Here is a 20338-nt window from a genome sequence, read left to right as displayed (position 1 = left end):
CTATGACTGACGACGGTCGCGTAATCGCACTCCCGGACCACCTCAACCACTGGGTCGCGACACAGCGATGGTTCGCCGGGCGGGGCAAGGTTCCCCGCCTCGTCAGCATCGGCCGGTGGACGCTCCCGGCGACCGAGCCGGGCGTGGACATCCGCACCGAGCTGGTCTTCGATGAAAGCGCCCCCACCCCCACCCTCTATCAACTGCCGCTGACCGAGCGCCGGCTCCCATTGCCCGGCGGCGACGCCGCCCTGATCAGAGCTGCGGGCGGCAGCTATCTGTACGACGGTCCCGGCGACCCTGCCTACTGCCTGGCCCTACTCGCCTTCATCCTGAATGAAGATTCCGCCGTACCCGGGCCCGCCGACGCAGGCGCACGAGGGGAGCTCCTGCTCGACGCCGTTCCCGGTGACGGGCCGGCCGTGATCGTCACCAGTCGGGTATTGAGCGGTGAGCAGTCCAACACGTCGATCATCCTCGACGGTGTCGACGCCGCCGGAGGTGCCGTGCGTCCCGTGATCTGCAAGGTGTTCCGGATGCTGCACGGCGGCGAGAACCCGGACGTTTCCGTGCAGTCGGCGCTGGCCCGGGCCGGTTCACGGTTCGTGCCCGAGCCGGTGGGCTGCGTGGTCGGCGAATGGGCCGATCCAATGCGTCCGGGGTCGTGGCTGACCGGACACCTCGCGTTCGCCCAGGAGTTTCTGCCGGGTGTCGAAGATGCCTGGCGTGCGGCATTGGCCTCGGCCGGAGCCGGAGAAGACTTCAGCGAGCAGGCACGGGCGCTCGGAGAGGCGACCGCCGCCGTGCATGCGGACCTGGCCGCCGTGATGCCGACCCGGGAAGCCACCCCCGCGGTCATCGCCGCCGAATTGGACCGGATGCGCGAGCGATTTCACGGTGCCGTCCGGGACGTGCCAGCCCTGGCCGGCTACGAAAAGGCCGTCGAAGCAGTCTTCCGACGGGCGGAGGAGGCGCACTGGCCCCGACTGCAGCGCATCCACGGCGACTTGCACCTCGGCCAGGCTCTCGAGGTTCCCGGCCGCGGCTGGGTTCTGGTGGACTTCGAGGGTGAGCCCCTGCGTCCCCTGATCGATCGGACCGGGCCGGATGTCCCGCTCAGGGACGTGGCCGGGATGCTGCGTTCGTTCTCGTACGTGGCCGGCACGGTGGAGCGGTCCGCGCCCGGGAACCACCCGCCCGTCCGTCATCAGGGCACTGCCGAGTGGGGTGCCGCCTGCCGGCAGGCTTTCCTCGACGGGTACGCGGCACGGTCCGGCCGGACCCTGGCCGGTCAGGAAGCCCTGCTCGACGCGTTCGAACTCGACAAGGCCATCTACGAGGCCGTCTACGAGACCCTCAATCGACCGTCGTGGCTGCCGATTCCGCTCGAGGCCGTTCGAAGCCTGGTCTCGACCGTCAGCGTTTGAGCTCGGGGAACTGGTCGTCGCGCCACTCGTCGGGCAGGATCTGCTTCTGGGCTGCTGCGGCATCCTCACGCATGCGCAGTTCGACCCGGCGGATCTTGCCGGAACTGGTCTTGGGCAGCTCGAAGAACTCGACCCGCCGCACGCGCATGTAGGGAGGCAGGCCGGTGCGGGCGTGGCGCAGCACCGACAGCGCCGTCGCGGCGTCGGGATCCCAGCCGGCCGCCAGGGCGATGTAGGCCTTCGCGATGTTCAGCCGGGTGTCGTCGGGCGCTGGCACGACGGCGGCTTCGGCGACGGCGGGGTGTTCCAGCAGCACACTCTCGACCTCGAACGGTGAGACCTTGTAGTCGGAGGACTTGAAGATGTCGTCGGTGCGGCCGATGAAGGTGATGTAGCCGTCGGCGTCGCGGCTGGCGACGTCACCGGTGTGGAAATAGCCGTCACGGACCGCTTCCCGGGTGCGCTCGGGGTCGCCGTGATAACCGGCCATCAAGTTGACCGCGGTGCGCGACAGGTCCAGGCAGATCTCACCCTCGTCGCACTCCTCGCCCGTGATGGGGTCGAGCAGCGTGATCGCCACGCCAGGCAGGGGCAGCCCCATCGAACCGGCCTTGAGAGTGGATCCCGGAGCGTTGCCCACGATCGCCGTTGTCTCGGTCTGCCCATAGCCATCCCGGATCGTCAGGCCCCAGGAACGCTGAATCTGGTGGATGACCTCCGGGTTGAGCGGCTCCCCGGCCGAGAGGATTTCGCGCAGGCCCAGGGGCTTGTCACCGACATCGGACTGGATCAGCATGCGCCACACGGTCGGCGGGGCGCAGAACGTGGTGACCTTGGCGCGGTGAAGCTGGTCGGCGAGGGCGTGCGGGTCGAACCGGGCGTAGTTGTAGACAAAGACAGTGGCCTCGGCAATCCACGGCGCGAAGAAGCTGCTCCAGGCGTGCTTGCCCCACCCGGGAGAACTGATCGCCAGGTGCACGTCGTCTGGGCGGAGGCCGATCCAGTACATGGTGGTCAGGTGCCCCACCGGGTACGACGTCTGGGTGTGCACCACCATCTTGGGCTTGCTCGTGGTGCCCGACGTGAAGTAGATCAGGGAGGCGTCGTCGGACGAGACGACCACGGCCGGCTTCTCGGCCGTGACGAGCGCGGCCTCCGCGTAGTCGGCCCAGCCCTCGGTGGCAGCGCCCACACAGATGCGGGAGAAGTCGCCGGGCACCTCGTCGAATTTCGCGGCGTCGCCGGCATTGGCGATCACATGCCGCACCCCACCGCGGAGAACGCGGTCGGCCAGGTCGCCGGTCGCGAGCACCGTGGAGGTGGGCAGGATGACCGCGCCCACCTTCATGATGGCCAGCATCAGTTCCCAAAGCTCGACCTGGTTGCCCAGCATCAGCATGACGTGGTCGCCGCGCCCGACGCCGTGGCCGGTCAGCCACGTGGCCACCTGATCGGAGCGCGCCGACATCTCGGCGAAGGTGACCTTCAGCTCCCGGCCGTCTTCCTCGACGATCCACAGTGCGGTCTTGTCGTTGCCCACGGCCACGACGTCGAACCAGTCCACGGCCCAGTTGAAGTTCGCACCCACATCCGGCCATTCGAATTCGGCCACGGCACGCGCATGACCGTCTCGAAGCTGCAGAAGGCGATCGCGCGCGCTTCGGAAGTGTGTGGTGCTCGTTGGGGTGGTCATCCGTTCCATTTTCCTCCGAACAAATACCGGGAACGGCATACGTCGCTCTATCGACTGAGGCGCGGGTCCCAGCGCAAGAACCGCACGGCCGGCCCCCGCCCCGGCGAACCGTGCTGCCGACACGGGAGTCGCCCGCCGAGTGCGGCGTCGACGACCACCGTCACACCGTCGTCTTGCGGGCGCAGACCGACCACCTCCAGCGCGCTCGAGGATCCACCTGTCGGTTGCGTGCCCGGCTGGGCCGCTGGTCGAGGTCGATCCGGAGGTGGTCGGGATTGTCAGGGTTGGACGGCAGCGCGCCCTTCGGCGGACTCTTCGGGAACGAAGGCTGCTTCGTCAACCATGACGCCCACCTATTCCGCCCTGGGCGCTCCCTTCCGGCGTTGTGCGAGGAGGAGAGTGCCGCCGGCTACCAGCAGGGCGAGGATTGCGAGGACAGTGCCCCCGACGCTGACCCCCGTCGCGGCCAGGGCAGGGGCGGCCGATATGGCCGCCGTTGCCCCCGTGTCCGTGCCGGGTCCGGGGACGCCGGTGACAACGCCAGGTCCATTGTTCTCGACCAGGCCGGCCGCGCGCACGTGATCGGAGTGCATACCGAATGAGTCGGAGATGCGGGGCACCCAGCAGGCGTCATTGTGACGCCCCTCCGGGTAGACGGCCCAGGTGTGGTCGACTCCCTTCTCGGTGAGCAGGGTGTTCAAGCTGCGGGCAGCCTCGTCGAACACGTAGTCGTCGAATTCACAGGCGTCGAAGAAGTAGTCGTACCGCGAGAGCGCCTCCGTGGACAGGCCGGCGACGACCGTCAGCGGCGACTGGACCTGGGCATCCGGACCGCCCGGAGACGTGACGCCGACCTGGGCTGCCGACAGGTTGAGCGCACCCATGTGCGAAGCCACCGAGGAGAACAGCTCCGGGTAGGCCAGGGCGAGTGAGTAGGCGCCGAACCCACCCATGGAGACGCCGGACAGGCCGCGGTATTCCCGGGAGGCCAGCGTTCGGTATTCGGCGTCGACGTGCGGGATCAGGTCATCGACGAACATGGTGCGCCAGGGCGTGCCGTTCTCGTGGTCGACGTACCAGAGGGATTCACCGTCGGGCATGATCACGATGGATTCGGCCAGACCGCCGGTCGTATACAACTCGTCGAGCTTGGTGCCGAAATCACGCGGCTCCCATTCCCGACTGCCGCCGTTGAACCCGTGCAGCAGGTAGACCACCGGGAATTCGCGGTTCGGCTGGGTGAAGTACGACGGCGGAAGGTAGGTGACGTACTCGCGGCGCGCGTTTTCCGCCTGAGACTCGACGTAGTCACGGAAGAAACGGGACTGGTTGCCCAGCTCCCGCTCCGAGCCGGGATCGACAGTGAGGAACTCCTGGCTCGTGGGCTGGAAGCTGAATGGAACTCCGTCCCTGGTGCCGCTGATCGTTCGGTTGGTGTCGACAATGAGCCGGCCGTCGCTGCTCTGCACGATCTCCACGCTGGCGTCGGTCAGGGTCAGGGTGCCCGAGTCGGCCATCCAGTCCCTCAGCTCCCGCTCGCGACGATCCCGGTCACGCCCGTCGTGGAAGTAGCCGTCCGCGAGGGTCGCCACATAGCCGTCGACGTCGCCGGCGGCGAGAGCGGATGCCTGTTCCGCCAGCATGTCGGCGATCCATCCGGTCGACCCCGGGTCAGCCAGCGGCCCGGAGATACCGAGCACGCTCTCGCGCAGGGCATCCTTCGAAAAGAGCCCCACGGGACCCTGATACCAGCCACCGCCGCCGGTCATGTCGTAGAGCCGGACGGCAAGGGTGTTGCTCCCGCCGAACACCGGAGCATCGGCCGGAACCGGGTAGAAGCGCTGTTCGAACCACTGGCTCTGGGCGTTCGGCGGCAGCGAGCCCGAACCACCGATTCGGGTGCCATTGAGGTAGACCTCGTCCACGTCGTCCATGAAGCCCAGGGAGGCGACGAGGTTGGTGCCCTCCGCCCCGGCCGGCAGGTCGAAGGTGAGCCGGTACCAGCCGAAGCCGTCGTAGTCGGCGAATTGTTCCCCGCCGCCGACCTGCGGAACCTCGACGGTCGACCAGGCCGAGTCGTCGAAGGCCGGGTCTGCCCAGGCGGGGTCGTCACCCAGGGAGAACTGCCACTGTCCGGCCAGGTCCAGGTTGACCGTGGACTCGCCGGCCGCGAAGGCCGGCGCCGTCGTCCCCCCGAGCGTCAGGGGTGCGACGGCAACTGCGAGGGCCGCCGCTGCCGCGGTCAGGATGCGTCGGGCTGACACCCGCGCCCTCCGAGGATGCGTTCGATTCTGATCCATGCTCTCCAACTCCATCGTTGTGAATCCATTCGTGCTTGCGGAACTGTCGCAGCGTCTCCGTGAACGCTCCCAATTGCGCCGAATTGATCCGGGATCAGCTCATACGCAACCGAAGGAAACGTTACTGGGAGCGTGCACAGAATACAAGTGAAATGCCCGCTCGTCACCGAGCGGTGACGAGCGGGCATTGTTGATCAGGACCCGGTGTGGATCGCCTCGACCAGGGCGGCGAAGCGCGGGTTGGTTGCCAGGTCGTCGATCAGGACGCTCACGCCGTCAGGCCCGGCCAGCGGGACACGCCAGTTGGGGTATTCGTTCGTGGTGCCGGGCTGGTTCTGCGTGCGGCGCTCTCCGACCGCGTCCACGAGCGCAACACCGAGGAGCGACGAGGGCGTCAGTGCGGTGTAGGCATACAGCGCCTCGACGGTCTGCTGCACGGTCGGGGCCGGTTCGGTGCCGACCGGCGGCAGCAGGCCGCGTTCTCGAAGGGCGGCGAGCATCGCGGACTGCTCCGCGAGGTCGGCTGCACGCTCTTCCGCCACCGGCCGCCCGAGCAGCCCGAGCGACTCGCGCAGGGCTACGTGGTCGCCGGCGAGGTAGCCGGCTGTCGGGGGCAGATCGTGGGTGTTCACGCTGGTGAGGCACGCCTGTCGGTAGCGCTCGGGCGCCAGCGGCACGTCGGCCTCTCGCTCAAACCACAGGATCGACGTGCCGAAGATCCCGCGCTCGGCGAGGTAGTCCCGCACCCACGGCTCGAACACGCCGAGGTCTTCGCCAATCACGATCGCCCCGGCCCGCTGCGCCTCAAGGGCGAGAATGCCGATCAGCGCCTCGTGGTCGTAGTGCACGTACGTGCCCTCCCCCGGGCCGGCCCCGACCGGGATCCACCAGAGACGGAACAGTCCCAGGATGTGGTCCACGCGGATGCCGCCGGCGTGGTGCAGGATGCTGCGGAGCATGTCCCGGTAGGCGGCGTATCCAGACTCGGCCAGCCGGCCCGGATGCCACGGCGGCTGCGACCAGTTCTGGCCCTGCTGGTTGAACATGTCCGGCGGCGCGCCGACGGTCATGCCCGGAGCGAGCACGTCGCGCAAGGTCCAGGCGTCGGATCCGGTGAACTGCACCCCGACCGCGAGGTCGTGCACGATGCCGATGGACATCCCGGCCTCCGCTGTCGCACGCTGCGCAGTCTCGAGCTGCTGGTCGCAGAGCCACTGCAGCCAGCAATGGAATTCGATCCGGTCGGCGAGCTTTTCCCGGTTCGCTGCGGCGAAGGGACCGCGAGGGCCGCGGGGTTCGACCGACCATTCCGGCGCATCGCTCGGGAACAGCTCGGACAGGGCGCACCACAGCGCGAAGTCGGCGAGACCCTGGCCCTGTTCGGCACAAAACGTCTGGAATCGGTGTTCGCGCGCGGCGCTGCGGCGCACCTGGTGCACGGTTTCCAGCGCGGTCAGCTTGGCAGCGTAGGCGGAGTCACGGTCAAGATGGCCCGCCTCCAGGTTGGCCGGATGCTGCCGGGTCGCCAGCGACTCAACGACGGCCCGCGCCTCCGGAGTCAGGTACGCGTACTCGGGCACGTCCTCCACGCGGAGGTACAGCGGGTGGAAGAATCTCCGGCTCGACGGCAGGTACGGGGAGGGCTCGACCGGTGGGCACGGCTCAGACGCGTGCAGGGGGTTGACCAGCACGAAGCCGGCACCGTACTGGGTGCCGGAGATCGTCGCGAGATCGGCGAGGTCGGCAAAATCGCCGATCCCCCAGGACCGCGAGGAGCGCACGGAGTACAGCTGTGCCATCACACCCCAGTCGCGGTGCCCGGCCAGGTTTCGGGTGGTCTCGAGCCTCGGCGGGGTCACGACGAGGGCGCAGTCCGCCTCCCGGCCATCGGCCTCGGCGTGCAGGGTGTGCCAGCCGAGGGGTAGTCGGGGGTGCACCACGAACGTCGACTCGCGGACCGGCAGTCCGTCGACAGTGTGAAGGGTCGTCGGGGTGGCCTGCTGGGACACGTCGTGCCGGGACCCGTCCTCGGCGATGATCCAGACCCGCACCGTCGAATCCGGGTGAGCGTGCACGGGAACGTCGGCCGCGGTGCCCTCACGCACGACCACGACGGGCGGCAGGAGCCGGCGCCAGGGTGCCAGGACCTGTTCTGTCAGCGACGCGTCGATCTCGGCGGGCGTGCCGGCGGCCACTCCGAGGGCGGCCAGAACCGCGCGCAGCGTGCTGGCCTCGACAGACCGGGCGGCACCGTCCCAGCCGGTGAAGGTGGTGTCGACGCCGAGAGATCGTGCCAGTTCCAGCAGCGCGGCCGCAGGCCGGTCGGTTGGGTCAAGTTCCATGGATCCACTCTAAGTGCGGTCCCTGCCCCGAACCGGCGCCCGGCTCACCGACCGAAGCGCTCGACGAACGCCTTCATCAGGTTGGCCGGTTCGGTGACAATGGAGGCGTCGATGGCGGCGATGACGTCTTCCATGGCATCGGGATCGAAGTAGCCGTACTCCCGGTAGATGCGGATGCGGGTCAGGATGCCCGCATTGGTGAGCTCGGGGTGGAACTGCGTCGCATAGACGTTTCGGCCGACCCGGAACGCCTGCACGGGACAGTTCTGCCCGGTGGCGAGCAGCACGGCCCCGTCGGGGAGCATCGAACACGCCTCCTTGTGGCCGACGAAGGCTTCGAAGCTCGGTGCGAGCCGACCGAACAACTGGTCGGATGCCCCGGCATCGGTGAGCGAGATCCAGGTCGGGCCGGCCTCCTCCGACCAGGTTCCGTCGAGCGTGCCGCGCAGGTGGCTCGTGATCAGCCCCACGCCGTAGCAGGCGCCGAGGAACGGGAAGTCCCTGGCCAGAACCCGGTCGAGGAGTTCAGCCAGCTCACGCTCGACGCGGAGCTGTACGGGCGACTTGACCGCGGGGGCATCGCTCGCGTTGAAGGGGCTGCCGCCCACGATGATGCCCGAGTACGCGTCCAGGTCGATCGACGGCATCGGACCGGCCTCGAGCCGCACCCGGTGCAGCTGCTCGGGCGTCAGCCCCCCGGCCTCGAGGAAACCGGCGTACTCGTCATCGGCGGCCTCATCCTCGGAACGGGTGGCCAGCAGCAGGAAGGGCTTCACAGCCTCATCGTAGCGTCGGCCCGAAATCAGTAGTCGACGGTATAGGCGGGAACCAGCACGACCCGCACCTGCCTGGGGTTGAGTCCGCCGGAGCGCAGTGCCTGCTCCAGCAGGGTCGTGTCCGGCAGCGGGAGGGGTCCCTCCACGCTGACGACAACCGTGTTGTCGGGAGCGGTTGTCACGTGCTCCAGCCGCCAGCCTGCATCCGTTGCCCAGCGCTCTGACACCGACTGCACGGATGCTTCGAACAGGCTCGAGCGGGTCACGCTCACGCTCGACACGCTCAGAGGCACGAGGACGATCACGGCCATGGCGGCGGCGACCAGGATTGCGTTGCGGCGATGCGTGCGGCGCCCCCGCTGGGTGGCCGGGGCCTCGCCCAGGCGGTTGACTCCGTAGAGGGCCATCACGACGATGCCGGTGCCGAGGATCGCCGCCACATTCGTCATGAAGAGGAGCAGCGCGCCGATCGATTGCAGCAGAGCCCCAGCCTCGAGGGTGAAGCCCACCACCGAGAGGGGCGGCACCAGAGAGATCGCGATGGCCACCCCGGGCAGGGCGTCGGAGATGTCCCGGCGCACCAAGGCAATCGAACCGACCACCCCTGTACCCAGGGCCGCGAGAAGGTCGATCAGACGGGGATGCACCCGGGCCGCGACCTGCGAGTTGTTCTCGGCCACCACGTCGACGGGCAGCAGCAGCCCGACCAGCACGGCAATGCCGACGGCGGCGGCCGCCCCCGCCAGCATCAGGCCGATCGAACGGCTGAGATTCGTCGGGTCTCCGAGGACCGTGGCAAGCATAGTGCCCTGGATCGGAACCATCAGCGGGGCGATGATCATCGCCCCGATCACGGTCGCCGTTGAATCGGAGGCGACGCCGGCGGCGGCGATCACCGACGCCAGGACGAGCAGAATCCAGAACCGGCTGACCCGCTCGCGAAAACGGGGCCCCTCGTAGAACACGGTCTCCCGCATATAGGCGACGTCGTTCATCGCGAGACGGGGCAGCTTGATCTCCATCCGTCGCGGATCTAGGCCGGTACGGCGATGTTGACCATCCAGCTCACGCCGAATCTGTCGACGCAGATGCCGAAACTGTCACCCCACGGCGAGGGCGACAGCGGCATGACGGTGGTGCCTTCGGCCGACAGCCTGTCCCAATAGCCATGCAGCACCGACTCCTCGTCGCCGCTGAGTGACACGGAGTAGTTGGTGCCCGGCCGGAATTCCATCCGGTTCGGCGTATCGGAGCCCATCAGGACCAAACCGCTGTCGGTGCTGAGCATGGCGTGCATGATCTTGTCCTGCTCGGTCGGATCGTCACTGGCTTGGAACTCGGCGAAGGTGCTGAGAGTCAGCGCCCCGCCGAAGACGCTCTGGTAGAACTCCATCGCGTCCCTGGCGTTGTCGCGGAATCCGAGGTAGGGGTTGAGCGTTGTCGACATGGTGGAACCTCCTGAATTCGGTGGGTGAATGCTCTGATTATCGGCCTGACCCCGATCCAACACGAGGCATTCCCGGAAGTCTTCTACGCTGGAGGCATGGACGACTCCCGGGCACCTGCTCTGCGACCGATTCTCACTCTCACCGTCAACCCCGCTCTGGATGTGAGCACGTCGACCGAGCAGGTGGTCAGCGAGCACAAGATGCGCTGTGGCCGTTCTCGCCTCGACCCGGGCGGCGGCGGCGTGAACGTCGCCCGGGTGGTGCAACGGCTCGGCGGGCAAGCTCTGGCCGTGTACACCGCCGGCGGACCGACCGGGGAGGCCTTCCGTCGGTTGATCGAAGCCGAACGCATCCCGACCGTGGCGGTGCCGATCCAGGGAAGCACTCGCGAGAGCTTCACCGTCGACGAGACGGGGACAGGCAAGCAGTTCCGCTTTGTGCTGAAGGGTCCAGAGCTCAGTGAGACCGAGTGGCGAGCCTGCCTCGCCGTCGTCGAGGAGTCAATTCCGGTGGGCGGGTACGTGGTCGCCAGTGGAAGCCTGCCGCCGGGAGTTCCGGACGACTTCTATGCCCGCGTCACCCGGCTCGCACACGAGCGCGACGCCCACTGTGTCGTGGACACATCCGGCCCGGCGCTCGCGGCGGCGCTCACGGAGGGCGTCTACCTGGTCAAACCAAGCGGGCGGGAGCTGGGCGAGCTTGTCGGCGCAACCCTCGACACCGAACAGAGCAAGATCGACGCGGCCGTCGAGCTCGTCGCCCGCGGGTCGGCGCAGATTGTGGCACTGACACTAGGCGGAGCGGGTGCGGTGCTCGCTTCGAAGAGTGGGATCATCCGTCTCGGGGTGCCGCAGGTCACGGTGCAGAGCACCGTCGGTGCCGGCGACAGCTTCCTCGGCGCCTTCGTGCTCAGGATGGCGCAGGGGCACCCGGTGGACCGGGCTTTCCGGGCCGCCGTTGCCGCCGGTACCGCGACAGCGATGACGCCGGCGACCGAACTCTGCCACCGCGCCGACGTGGAGCGCCTCGAGGCCGAGCTGCTGGCACGCGCATGAGGCTCACCGCAATCGTTGCGCCCAGCCGCAGCTTTTCCCGCTGGCTCACCGACGAGGAGGTCGGGCAGGTGCTCGCCGCCAGCCGCAGTTGGCGGCTCGCTGCCGACGGCCGGGTTATGGCCGGCACGATGCGCAAGACACGCATCGCCCCGTCCCTGGCCGCCCTTGGCGCCACCGCAGCCGCGGAGCGCTGGGTCAGCAGGGCCGCGGCCCCCAACAGCGACGGCAGCGGCCCGACGCACGTGATGTGGGGCATCTTCAACGCTCGGACCGACGCCGAAATCGCAGCTAAGGTCGACGCATGACCACTGACATTGCCACTGCAACCGACCGAACCCCACGCTCGATCCCCCGGCTGATCGGCCGGTTGGCTCTGGGCGCCTTCCTTCTCTTCGCCGGGATCAGTCATCTTGCCTGGAACCGGGAAGCGTTCCTCGCCCAGGTGCCCACGTGGCTGCCGCTCGAGGGCGATTTCGTCGTGCTCGCCTCCGGAGTGGTCGAGATCACCCTGGGCCTGTCGCTGCTGTTGCTGGCCCGGCGTCAGGTGCAGGTGGGCTGGGTCGTCGCCGTGTTCTTCCTGGCGATCTTCCCGGGTAATATCTCCCAGTTCGTGACGCAGACGGACTCCTTCGGTCTGGACACGGACATGGCCCGAGGCATCCGGTTGCTGTTTCAGCCCGTTCTCGTGCTGTGGGTGCTGTGGGCGACCGGAGCGTGGCGCGCCTGGCGGGCGAGCCGCACAGCCTCCTAGCAGGGTTGCGGCGGCCGGGGTCCGTCCCGTGGTGTTCCGTCCCGTGGTGTTCCGTCCCGCATCGCGAACGAATTCGACGGAGATTTTGCCCGAACTGGCCCGCCACACCCCGGAATCGGGCATTTTCAGGTAAATCTCCGTCGAATTGGTTCGACGCCGGGGGCGGCGCCGCTAACCCGTCCGGCGCCGGCATGAATGCGAAACTGATACCCCATGGGGTATGTTTGGCAAACGAGTCCAACGAAAGGGATCTACGGATGTGCCGTCAAGTTACGTGTAAGAAGTGCGGAAAAACGACCTGGGCCGGCTGTGGTCAGCACGTCGACCAGGTGATGCGAGGCGTTCCGGGGGCTCAGCGATGCCGCGGCCACGAGAAGGACGCCCCGACCCCCGGCTTCTTCGCGCGGCTCTTCTCCCGCAGCTGAGACGGAATCAGTAGTCGCTGGCGGATACGTCGCTCTCGGCGTCGTGCTTGAGTTTCAGCAGGGCGAAGTCAATGTGCAGGAACACCTCGGTGCGCGCCGCCCGGAGCTCCTCGTAGTCGGGATCCCGCCTATCGATGTTCAAAGTGATCAGGCGTGAGGACACCGCGTCGCTGACCTCATCACTCGCGGCCCGTTGGGCCCGCTGCACGAGACGCGCGACCTTGTCGTCGTCGGCGGCCACGACCTTGAGGGCGTCAGCGAGCTTCTCGTGCACGCGTCGGCGCAGCCTGAGCTGGATGATGTCGTGCTGCTGATCGTCTGTAAGGTCGGAGGTCCACCGCGATTTCACCAGCTCCTTGCGCATTCTCTTCACCCGGAGGGCGTACTCCTCGTTCTGCCGAGTCAGCAGGTGCAGCTCGTGCCGGGCCATGGCCGCGTAGTGCTCCGGGTCGTAGTCCGAATGCTCGCCGAGCGCTCCCACGATGATGTCGTTCTTGACCGCCATGCGCACGGCGGAGAGCGCGATTCTGAGCCCCTCGTCGACGATGATCCTGATAGCGGTCACCCTAAAAATCTTACCGGGCGGACGCCCCGGAATCAGGGCCTTCGCCAGGGCGACGCCGACCGGTGCGGCACGGACCAGTGCCGCACCGGTCGCGAGGTTCAGCAGGGGATCGGTCCTGGTCGACGCCACATGGTTGAACTCGGTGCCGACAGTGCGCGACCCTAGGGCGTGGGTCGTAGAACCGGCTGTGGCGAGGAGAGCGGGGTGACGTACGAGAACCCCGTGGTGTTGTTCTTGGTCATCGAGAGCACGAGTTCCATGTGCGGTTCGAGTGCCGTGACCTTGTCAAGCGGGGAGCCGATGATGAGTTGGAAGCCCAGCCCCTTCCACGCGGCCACGGCCCGGCCCGCGAACTCGGAGTCCGACTTCACGAACCCCTCGTCAAGGAAGACGGGCGCGAAGCGCGGCCGAGTGCGGCTCTCGTCGCCGAGCTGGAACCGGAGGGCTGCTCCGACGACGAAAGCCACCAGCTCCTGGGACTCGCCACCGCTCTTGCCGCCGAGAGAGGAATAAGTGCTGACCTCCACGCCCTCAGGGGTGGTGCGCACGGCGGTGATCTCCACATGGCGACGCACATCGAGCAGCAGGTCACGCGTGGCCTCCTGACGCGACCCGTCGGCGGCCCGGCGGATCAGACCCATGAAGGCCTGCAGCCGGGCGAAACGGCTCTCGGTCTGCTCGTCGGCCAAGGCATCCGTGGATCCCGAGGACAGCGCCTTGAGTTCCTTGCGGAACGCGGTGGCATCGTCGCGGTGCAGGCGGCGCAGCGTGATCTGAAGACGGTCGCGCCCGGCGCCGAATGGCAGGGTCGTGAGGATCTCGTTGATGGGACGGAGTCGATCCTCGATCTCCTCGATGGAGGTGGTGAAGGCACCGACCAGGGGAACCAGGTCTTGGCCGCTCCAGAGGGCCAGGCGGCGCTTCCATTCCTGGCGGCGCTCGTGCAGGCCGAGCGTGTAGACGGCGTCGAGGATGTCCCGGTAGCTCGTGTAGGAATCAAGCGAGACGCCGATATTGGGGTCAGGCCAGCGGCTCTGGAAGGTCTCGAAGATTCCGATCAGGGCGTTGCGGGCACCCGCGGCGCTGTCCCGGTCCTGGCTGGACTGCTCGATCAGGCGCTCGCGTAGTCGTTTGATGGCCCCGTCGAACGCGTCGAGGTCGTGCTGGTCGGCGACGGCCGCGAACTGGGCGTCGAGGTGGATGGCGTGCTCCTCCGACAGCTGCAGGGCGGCTTCCGGGTCACGGTCGATGCGATCGAGCCGGCTGCTGACGGCATCCTGCCGGTCCACGATCCGCCCCTGCTCGGTCACGAGGGCCTGCAGCGCACCCTCGGTGGCGTGCTTCCGCTTCTGGGCGGCCTCCAGCTCGGCGGCCAGGCGCTCTTCCTCGTCTTTCAGCGCCCGCAAGACGTCGCTGTCGGCGAGGACGCGCTCACGTTCGGACTGCTTGTCGGCAATACGGGCGTCCGCGGTCGCCACATCGATGGCCGACCAGACGGCGTCGGCGACGAACCGATGCGCCGCATTGCGGGCTCGCAGGTCGGCCAGGCTCGAACCGAGAACGGATGCCTCACGCGCCAGGGTGTCGGCCGTGAGTCGCAGGCGGGCCAGCTCGCCGTCGATATCCATCAGGCGGGTGCGGCTGGAGAATCCGATGATCGACTTCTGGTCGCTATTCCAGCCGTGGGCGCCACGGGAGCCGTTGCGGGTCTGCCCACTGGGGGTGACCCGTGGACCGTCCCCGACGAGGTCGGCCGCCGTGGCGACGCACTCCGCATCGAGGTTGGACGCCTGCAGACGCTCCTGCACCCAGCCGCTGAAGGGTGACTCCGTGAAGACGAGCTTGCCCGAGACGAAGCGAGGGTCGCCGTCGATCTCCTGGTGGGCGCGTAGCGGCACCCCCTCGAAGTGGATGCGCACCGGGATGCGCAGCGGGTCGATGGCCAGGCTGAGCGCACGCAGTCGGGTCTCATCGACGAGCATGACGCGCGAGACGGAGGCAAGGGTGACCTCGGCCGCCTGCCGCCAGGCCTCTTCGCCGGGGGCCAGGTCGATCAGCTCGGCCAGGAAGGGCAGTTCCGCGGCGGGGATGCCCGATGCCTCGGCGATCAGCAGGCGCGCGCTGTGCAGGTGCTGGGGAACCAGACTCGCCCGCCCGGACAGGAACTGGCGCTCTTGTTTCAGGGCGCGAAGGCTCTCCTCGACGGGGTACATGGTGCGCTGCAGGTCGCTCCTCCGACTCTCCACGTCGGTCTCCGCGGCGGAGAAAGCGGCCAGGAACTTGTCAGCGTCGGACCGGGCCCGGCCGAAGTCGTCGACGGAGGCGATGTCCAGCTGCAGGAGTTGGACCCGCTCGCCGAACTTCGCCCGCTCGGCGGCCACGTCATCACGTCTGTCGGCGAGCTGCCCGAGATCGTTCTGCAGGCTGACGAGAACGTCACCACCGTTCTCGCGCTGCTGGCGCTGCAGGTCGGCGACGCGCACTTTCAATTCGGTTTCGGCATCCCGTGCCGCCGTTCGGCGCAATTGGGTATCGCGGCGCTGCAGCCGGTTGGCGTCGGCGGCTCCCTCGAGCAGCGTGTGCTCGGTGCGCAGCTGCCAGAGCACGAAGGGGGTGTCGCCCGAGCGGTGCACGCCGAAGGTGTCGATCAGGTCGGCCTTGTCGGTGGCCGCCTCGTAAGCGCTGTGCAGGTCGGGCAGGCGTTCAAGCACCTTGGCCTTCTGCGCTTCGGCGACCATGGCCCCGTAGGAGCGTTCGAGATCTTCGAAGTGGGCGACGGCCTTGTCCGCCGCGGCATAGGTGGCCGGCTCCTCCAACACCATCGACTTGTAGAGTCCGTCGACCGTCTTGACCTGCTGGCCGGCCTGGATGCGCGCAAGGAGCCGGAGGGCCTTGCCGCCCTCACCGTTGGCGCCGATGCCCAGGCGGGTATAGAGCGTCTGGGCGAACGCCGCGTAGGTGTCGAAGACATCCAGTTCAGGGAACCGGGATTTCAGGGCGCGCTTGTCGAATCGGGATTCGGTCACTTCAGCGAGGTCGCGCAGGTCGAGGTAGCCGTCGATCGTGGCCATCTTCATGGTCACGTCGGCGAACCGGGTGCCACCGCGGGGCACGAAGTAGGCCCGCAGCACGGTGAAACGGCGCTGGTTGTCGTCGATGAAGGTCATTGACAGGGCACCCCAGGTGGACTCGTGGGCGCCGCGGAGCACCTGGTCCTGCAGCTCCCCCGTGCCTGCCTCCCGGTTGGCGTCGGTCTTGCCCTTGAGATAAGTCATCAGGCTGCGCTGGTCGGCGCTGCGCGCGCGGCCCGAGCCGGCGTCGTTGGACGCTCCGTTGAACGGGGTGTCCGAGGGCATCATCAAGGCGAGGTAGGCATCGAGCAAGCTGCTCTTGCCGGTTCCGGATGCCCCGGACACTAGGGTGGCGGTCGGCGCGAAGGCAACCTCGTGGTGTCCCTGGAATCCACCCCAGTTGACCATCTGGAACGATTCGGCGCGCCATTGGGTGGTGCCCTCAGTCAGGCCGTCAACGTAGAACAGCGGGGAATCGGTCATGCGAGGGCCTCCGGCAGAGCGACGATATCGGCGAGGTCAGACCGTTCGGTCAGGTCGTGGAGTTCTGAGTGGCCGGTCTTCTCGAAGGACGAGTCGGGATCGACGTTTTGGCTGACCAGCCACTCCAGGAGCTCACTCAGCCGTTCGACCGGCAGCAGCACCTCGATCACGGCGGAGACGCGGAACCGGTCAGGGTCGCTCGTCTTCAGCAGCACCCGCGCCTTCGCGAGGGCGTCCACCGCGGCCGCGGCCCTGCGGGCGTCGCCCCAGCGGTCGGTGGCATGATCGGGCCGGAAATGCCCGACGTTCTCGACCAGGTTCTCCCGGTCCACGATCACGATGTCCTGGCCGTTCGCCCGCTCGCTGCGGAATCGCTGGCGCAGCAGCACCAGCAGGATGGTCTCCTCGCGCGTGTAGGACACATCGTGCAGCAGGGTGGGGAACCGGTCGCCGCCCTCGGCCACCGCCTGCCGTTTGAACGCCACCTCGTAGTGCAGGTCGATGTGCAGGTCGAGGAACATATCGTTCAGGCGCGACTTGAGCAGGCTCTCTGAAAAGAGCAGGGTCTGCCACTCGGCCGGCTGCAGCGCCGCAGAGATGTAACGGTGCTTCAGCAGCAGCACCAGGGTGCGCCGCTGCTCCACCGTGAGCCCACCCTCATCGCCCTCGAATAGGGAAAAGCTGGGTGAGTCGTCGATGGTGGGCTCGTCGATGGTGGGCTCACCGATGGTGGGCTCGTCGGTAGTGGGCTCGTCAGTCATGGTCAGATCCGTAGTTCAGGGCGGACAGCGCCGCGGTTTCGTCGTCGTTGAGCAGGATTCGGGGCACCGCGAAGCTGCGGGTGGAGCCGTCCGGTCGCACGGTTTCGAAGCGCTCCAGGGTTTGCGCCCGGCTGACCGCGTCGATCTGGGTGGCGATCTGCAACATCCCCAGGATTTCGACCGGCCGTCGCAGGGTGGGATCCAGGTCGTTGAAGGCGTCGCCGACGGATGCGGCGTCGCCGTGGCTGAAGGCTGTCAGGATCGCGTCGCGTAGCTCCCCCAGCAGTGGGCCGCCCTGCCGACGCATCTCGTCGAGGCTCGGCGGCAGAGGGGCATCGTCGGAGACATCCTGCAGCGCAGGCGGGGCCCGGTGTGCGCCGGGGTCGTAGAAGCGTTCCCGGAGGTGTTCGACGTCGAGTGTTCCCGGCATGAGCTCGGCGGTGACCGTGGAGCGAGGTCCAGCGGTCTTCATCCAGGTGGCCAGTTCCTTGTTGATCTCGCGCAGCAGGCGTTCGAGTTCCCGGTCCTTGACCACATCGTGGTTGACGATGTGCTCGCGCAAGGTGGTGGTGAGCCCGTTGCGCTGGGTGAGCACATCGTCGATTCCCTTGCGGATCAGGCGCACGGTGCCCATCAGGCCGCGGCGGTCGGTGGAGCTGAGTTCGAGGGCGAAGGGGTGCAGCAGGATCGTCTCGAGGTCATCTTTGAGCTCCTGCAGAAGATCGTCGTTGCGGAGCAGCGTGAACGCCCCCTCGAAAGCCCGGCCTTCCGGGGTCGACGTCATCAGGGCATCCGTTTTGGCGAGGTATTCATCGAGGACCTCACTGATCGGGCGTTCCTCGCCGCGGAAGTCGTTGACGATTTGACGGTGCATGGCGGCGACGGATTCCTCGACCCGTTTGAAGTCGCTGGGCAGTTGGCTGATCAGGTCGATCAGGTTGGCGTAACCCTCGTGCATCTGCTCGTTCGAGACGGGCGCGATCTCCCCGCCGGCCGCGAGGCGATCGCGCTCGGCGGTCTTCTCGGCGATCTCTTGGTCGAGTCGACGGATACGCTCCTCCCGGTCAGGGTTGGCCTGCGTGGCACGGTGCCGCACCGTGTCGACGATCGTGGTGAGACGAGATTCGCTGATCAATGCCCGGTCGCGGGACAGGCTCTCGACCAGGAGCAGCGCCTCCAGAGCGTGCGACGTGAGCGAATAGTGTTCCTCGTCGCCCTCCCCCGTTTCGCGGTAGAGCCACTGGTCGTTCATCCACTGCACGCAGAGGGCGCGGCCGGTCTTGCCGGGAACGTCGCTGCCGACCGAGCGCAGGTCGGCGAGGTAGGCGTCGACCTGGGTGTGCAGCAGATCTGCCTGCACACTGCGCCGGTCGCGGCTGAAAGAAGACTTGAACACGAAGAGCACGAACGGCGCCCACTTGCGGTCCAGCAGGCGCAGGGTGGGTTTGTCGAAGGCTTCGCGCACCCGCGCAAGTTCGCCCGCAAGCTCGCTCATCTAGAAGCTCCTTTCCGGGCCTCCTCAAGGGTAGTCGCACCGGCGTGCAGACCAGGCACGCGGCGTGTGAGACTGTCAGGACAAGCCGAAGGAGCATAGAGTGACCGACCCGCGCGCGAACATGGAGGGCAACAACCTGCTCAAACTCGGGGCGCCCAAGCTCGACTGGTCGAAGACGCCCGGCCGGGTGACGGGCTTCTGGGTATCGGTCGTGAGCGTCATCCTCGCGGCGCTGCTGCCATTTCCCGCCCTGTTCGCGGCCCTGATCGGGCTCTCCCTCTCGCTCCGGGCCTACGGTGTCATCCCGGCCGGAGCCCGCGGACGCGGGCTGGTGCTCGCGTCGCTGGTGCTGTCCGGAGCGGCCGTTCTGGCTGTCGCCATGCGACTGGTCCTGGTCCTGGTCTAGTCGGACCGGTCTGACTACGAGGGCGAGGAGCGGAGGATCCCCTCGAGCCCGGCAATCGGGTCGTACCAGCCGAGGTCAAGGACAAAGGACTGCAGCGTTTTGTCGAGGCCGAACAAGACGGCGATCCCGACCAGAATGAAAGCCACGCCGACGGCCCTGCGGAACCAGCCCGCGGGGTTGGCCAGCCAGCCCAGTCGTCTGGCAAAGGACCGACCGAGGTAGGCGACGAGCATCAACGTGCCCGCGAGACCGGTCGCGTAGACGACGATGTACAGGAGCCCCTCGCCGAAGGAGACCGGCAGAACGGTCGCGACGATGAGCGCGTAGGTAGGACTGCAGCTGCTGAAGACCGGCCCGAGCGCCGCCCCCGTGAGGACATCCCCGCCGAGGCTCTGTCGCCCGATCGACGCGTCCAGTGCGCGGTTGCTGCGGTGCTGCAAGCCGAGAGTAGTTGAAACCCGCTCCCACAACGCGGGGACCAGCAGGTTCAGGCCCAGCAGAACCACTATGCCGCCGGCAATGATCTGCCACACCTGCGGAGGAATGCCCAGCAGCGCCGTGGTTGCCTTGAGCAGGAGCGTGAACGCCACCACGCTGACGGCGAGGGAGGCGGCGATGACCAGCGGTCGTAGCCGTGCCCGACCCGGATCGGCATCCTCGCTCACCATCGATCCACCCACGATCACGGGCAGGAGCGGCAGCACGCAGGGTGCAGCGACGGTCAGGATGCCCGCGGCAAGGCTGACCAGGAGCAGACCGTCCACTATGGGGCAGCCGCGATGAGGGCGTCGACGCTGGGATCTTCGGCGAGGATCGCCTTACCGAGCTCGGAGCCGTCGTCGTCGACGTAGACAACGGTCGTCTGCAGGGTGACGCCGTACTGTCGGCGGAGGTCGGCGGAGTTGTCGAAGTCGACCTTGATGATGGTGAGCCCGGCCGGGATCGGACCCGCGTTGATGTCTTTCTCCAGTGCCCGGCAATTCGGGCACCAGGACGCGTGGAAAAAAAGCACCTTGGTGCCCTCAGTCTTCGCGATGATTCCGTCGGAATAGTCGATATAGGCCCCGGGGGTCACCGCAGGGGTGGACGCCTCGCCGGCTGCCGGCGTGGCGGGACTGGCAGACGAACCTGCCTGGCCGTCGGCCTGACCGTCGGGTTGGGGGCCGGCCATGCTGCCGGCGCAGCCGCTCACTCCGACGGACACCGCGATGGTCAGGGTCAGCGTGGCAGCGATCTTGTGCAAGTTCATTGGGATCCTTTGGCCACGGTTTTCACCGAGATCGACTCGTCACTGCGATTCCTATCGTTGTCGATGGCGGGACCGTCAGGTGTTACGGACT

General features: G+C 67.6%; 17 protein-coding genes. 5 read left to right on the top strand and 12 right to left on the bottom strand.

Translation table 11 applies throughout. The annotated features are described in order from the left end of the window. Positions 1 to 2: 2 nt before the first annotated feature. Positions 3 to 1427, top strand: a complete 1425-nt coding sequence (locus E3O65_RS02335) for a maltokinase N-terminal cap-like domain-containing protein (RefSeq protein WP_134362146.1) — start codon at positions 3 to 5, stop codon at positions 1425 to 1427. Here E3O65_RS02335 and E3O65_RS02330 read toward each other — a convergent pair. The 6 genes from E3O65_RS02330 to E3O65_RS02305 all read right to left on the bottom strand — a co-directional run bounded on the left by E3O65_RS02330 (position 1417) and on the right by E3O65_RS02305 (position 9985). Then, positions 1417 to 3120, bottom strand: coding sequence for an AMP-binding protein (locus E3O65_RS02330; protein WP_134362145.1), 1704 nt, complete (start codon positions 3118 to 3120; stop codon positions 1417 to 1419). The two genes, E3O65_RS02335 and E3O65_RS02330, sit on opposite strands and share 11 nt — an antisense overlap. Positions 3121 to 3473: 353 nt before the next feature. Beyond that, a complete protein-coding gene (locus E3O65_RS02325) occupies positions 3474 to 5420 on the bottom strand; it encodes an alpha/beta hydrolase (RefSeq protein WP_134362144.1) in 1947 nt (648 codons plus the stop codon). Between the two features lie 194 nt (positions 5421 to 5614). Continuing rightward, positions 5615 to 7762, bottom strand: coding sequence for a 4-alpha-glucanotransferase (gene malQ / locus E3O65_RS02320; RefSeq protein WP_134362143.1), 2148 nt, complete (start codon positions 7760 to 7762; stop codon positions 5615 to 5617). 44 nt (positions 7763 to 7806) lie between these two features. Next, positions 7807 to 8538, bottom strand: coding sequence for a glutamine amidotransferase (locus E3O65_RS02315; RefSeq protein WP_134362142.1), 732 nt, complete (start codon positions 8536 to 8538; stop codon positions 7807 to 7809). Between the two features lie 26 nt (positions 8539 to 8564). Further along, complete coding sequence (locus tag E3O65_RS02310) at positions 8565 to 9560, bottom strand: DUF389 domain-containing protein (protein ID WP_134362141.1); 996 nt, start codon at positions 9558 to 9560, stop codon at positions 8565 to 8567. A gap of 11 nt (positions 9561 to 9571) precedes the next feature. Next, on the bottom strand, positions 9572 to 9985 hold the full coding sequence (locus E3O65_RS02305) for a VOC family protein (RefSeq protein WP_134362140.1): 414 nt from the start codon (positions 9983 to 9985) through the stop codon (positions 9572 to 9574). A gap of 24 nt (positions 9986 to 10009) precedes the next feature. On the opposite strand from E3O65_RS02305, the gene E3O65_RS02300 reads away from it, so the two are divergent. Genes E3O65_RS02300 through E3O65_RS02290 form a run of 3 tightly spaced genes read left to right on the top strand, consistent with a single transcriptional unit; the run spans position 10010 to position 11792 of the window. Continuing rightward, the gene (locus E3O65_RS02300) at positions 10010 to 11041 is read left to right on the top strand and encodes a 1-phosphofructokinase family hexose kinase (protein ID WP_241985824.1); all 1032 of its coding nucleotides are present in this window, start codon (positions 10010 to 10012) and stop codon (positions 11039 to 11041) included. Continuing rightward, positions 11038 to 11346, top strand: coding sequence for a hypothetical protein (locus tag E3O65_RS02295; protein ID WP_134362139.1), 309 nt, complete (start codon positions 11038 to 11040; stop codon positions 11344 to 11346). Before E3O65_RS02300 ends, E3O65_RS02295 begins: the two co-directional genes overlap by 4 nt. After that, positions 11343 to 11792: a DoxX family protein gene (locus E3O65_RS02290; protein ID WP_134362138.1), complete on the top strand. Its 450-nt coding sequence runs from the start codon at positions 11343 to 11345 to the stop codon at positions 11790 to 11792. Before E3O65_RS02295 ends, E3O65_RS02290 begins: the two co-directional genes overlap by 4 nt. A 432-nt stretch (positions 11793 to 12224) precedes the next feature. Here E3O65_RS02290 and E3O65_RS02285 read toward each other — a convergent pair whose 3' ends face one another. The 4 genes from E3O65_RS02285 to E3O65_RS02270 all read right to left on the bottom strand — a co-directional run bounded on the left by E3O65_RS02285 (position 12225) and on the right by E3O65_RS02270 (position 18592). Continuing rightward, positions 12225 to 12782 carry a hypothetical protein gene (locus E3O65_RS02285; protein ID WP_134362137.1) on the bottom strand — a complete coding sequence of 186 codons (558 nt, stop codon included), beginning with the start codon at positions 12780 to 12782 and terminating at the stop codon, positions 12225 to 12227. A gap of 161 nt (positions 12783 to 12943) precedes the next feature. Beyond that, positions 12944 to 16336, bottom strand: a complete 3393-nt coding sequence (locus tag E3O65_RS02280) for an ATP-binding protein (protein ID WP_134362136.1) — start codon at positions 16334 to 16336, stop codon at positions 12944 to 12946. Next, positions 16333 to 17097: a DUF4194 domain-containing protein gene (locus E3O65_RS02275; protein ID WP_134362135.1), complete on the bottom strand. Its 765-nt coding sequence runs from the start codon at positions 17095 to 17097 to the stop codon at positions 16333 to 16335. The genes E3O65_RS02280 and E3O65_RS02275 overlap by 4 nt, the downstream gene beginning before the upstream one ends. After that, positions 17090 to 18592 carry a DUF3375 domain-containing protein gene (locus tag E3O65_RS02270; protein WP_134362134.1) on the bottom strand — a complete coding sequence of 501 codons (1503 nt, stop codon included), beginning with the start codon at positions 18590 to 18592 and terminating at the stop codon, positions 17090 to 17092. Before E3O65_RS02270 ends, E3O65_RS02275 begins: the two co-directional genes overlap by 8 nt. 100 nt (positions 18593 to 18692) lie before the next feature. Here E3O65_RS02270 and E3O65_RS02265 point away from each other — a divergent pair, with 100 nt between their 5' ends. After that, positions 18693 to 18998 (top strand): hypothetical protein, encoded by a 306-nt coding sequence (locus E3O65_RS02265; RefSeq protein WP_134362133.1) that lies wholly within the window; start codon positions 18693 to 18695, stop codon positions 18996 to 18998. A gap of 14 nt (positions 18999 to 19012) precedes the next feature. Here E3O65_RS02265 and E3O65_RS02260 read toward each other — a convergent pair whose 3' ends face one another. Together E3O65_RS02260 and E3O65_RS02255 are read right to left on the bottom strand one after the other, a co-directional pair. Further along, on the bottom strand, positions 19013 to 19762 hold the full coding sequence (locus tag E3O65_RS02260; RefSeq protein ID WP_134362132.1) for a cytochrome c biogenesis CcdA family protein: 750 nt from the start codon (positions 19760 to 19762) through the stop codon (positions 19013 to 19015). After that, positions 19762 to 20247, bottom strand: a complete 486-nt coding sequence (locus E3O65_RS02255; RefSeq protein ID WP_134362131.1) for a thioredoxin family protein — start codon at positions 20245 to 20247, stop codon at positions 19762 to 19764. The genes E3O65_RS02260 and E3O65_RS02255 overlap by 1 nt, the downstream gene beginning before the upstream one ends. Positions 20248 to 20338 lie beyond the last annotated feature (91 nt).

Source organism: Cryobacterium breve, from assembly GCF_004402375.1.
Classification (GTDB): Bacteria; Actinomycetota; Actinomycetes; order Actinomycetales; family Microbacteriaceae; genus Cryobacterium; species Cryobacterium breve.
The sequence above is the reverse complement of the archived record's forward strand: the minus strand, read 5'-3'. Positions and strand labels throughout refer to the sequence as shown.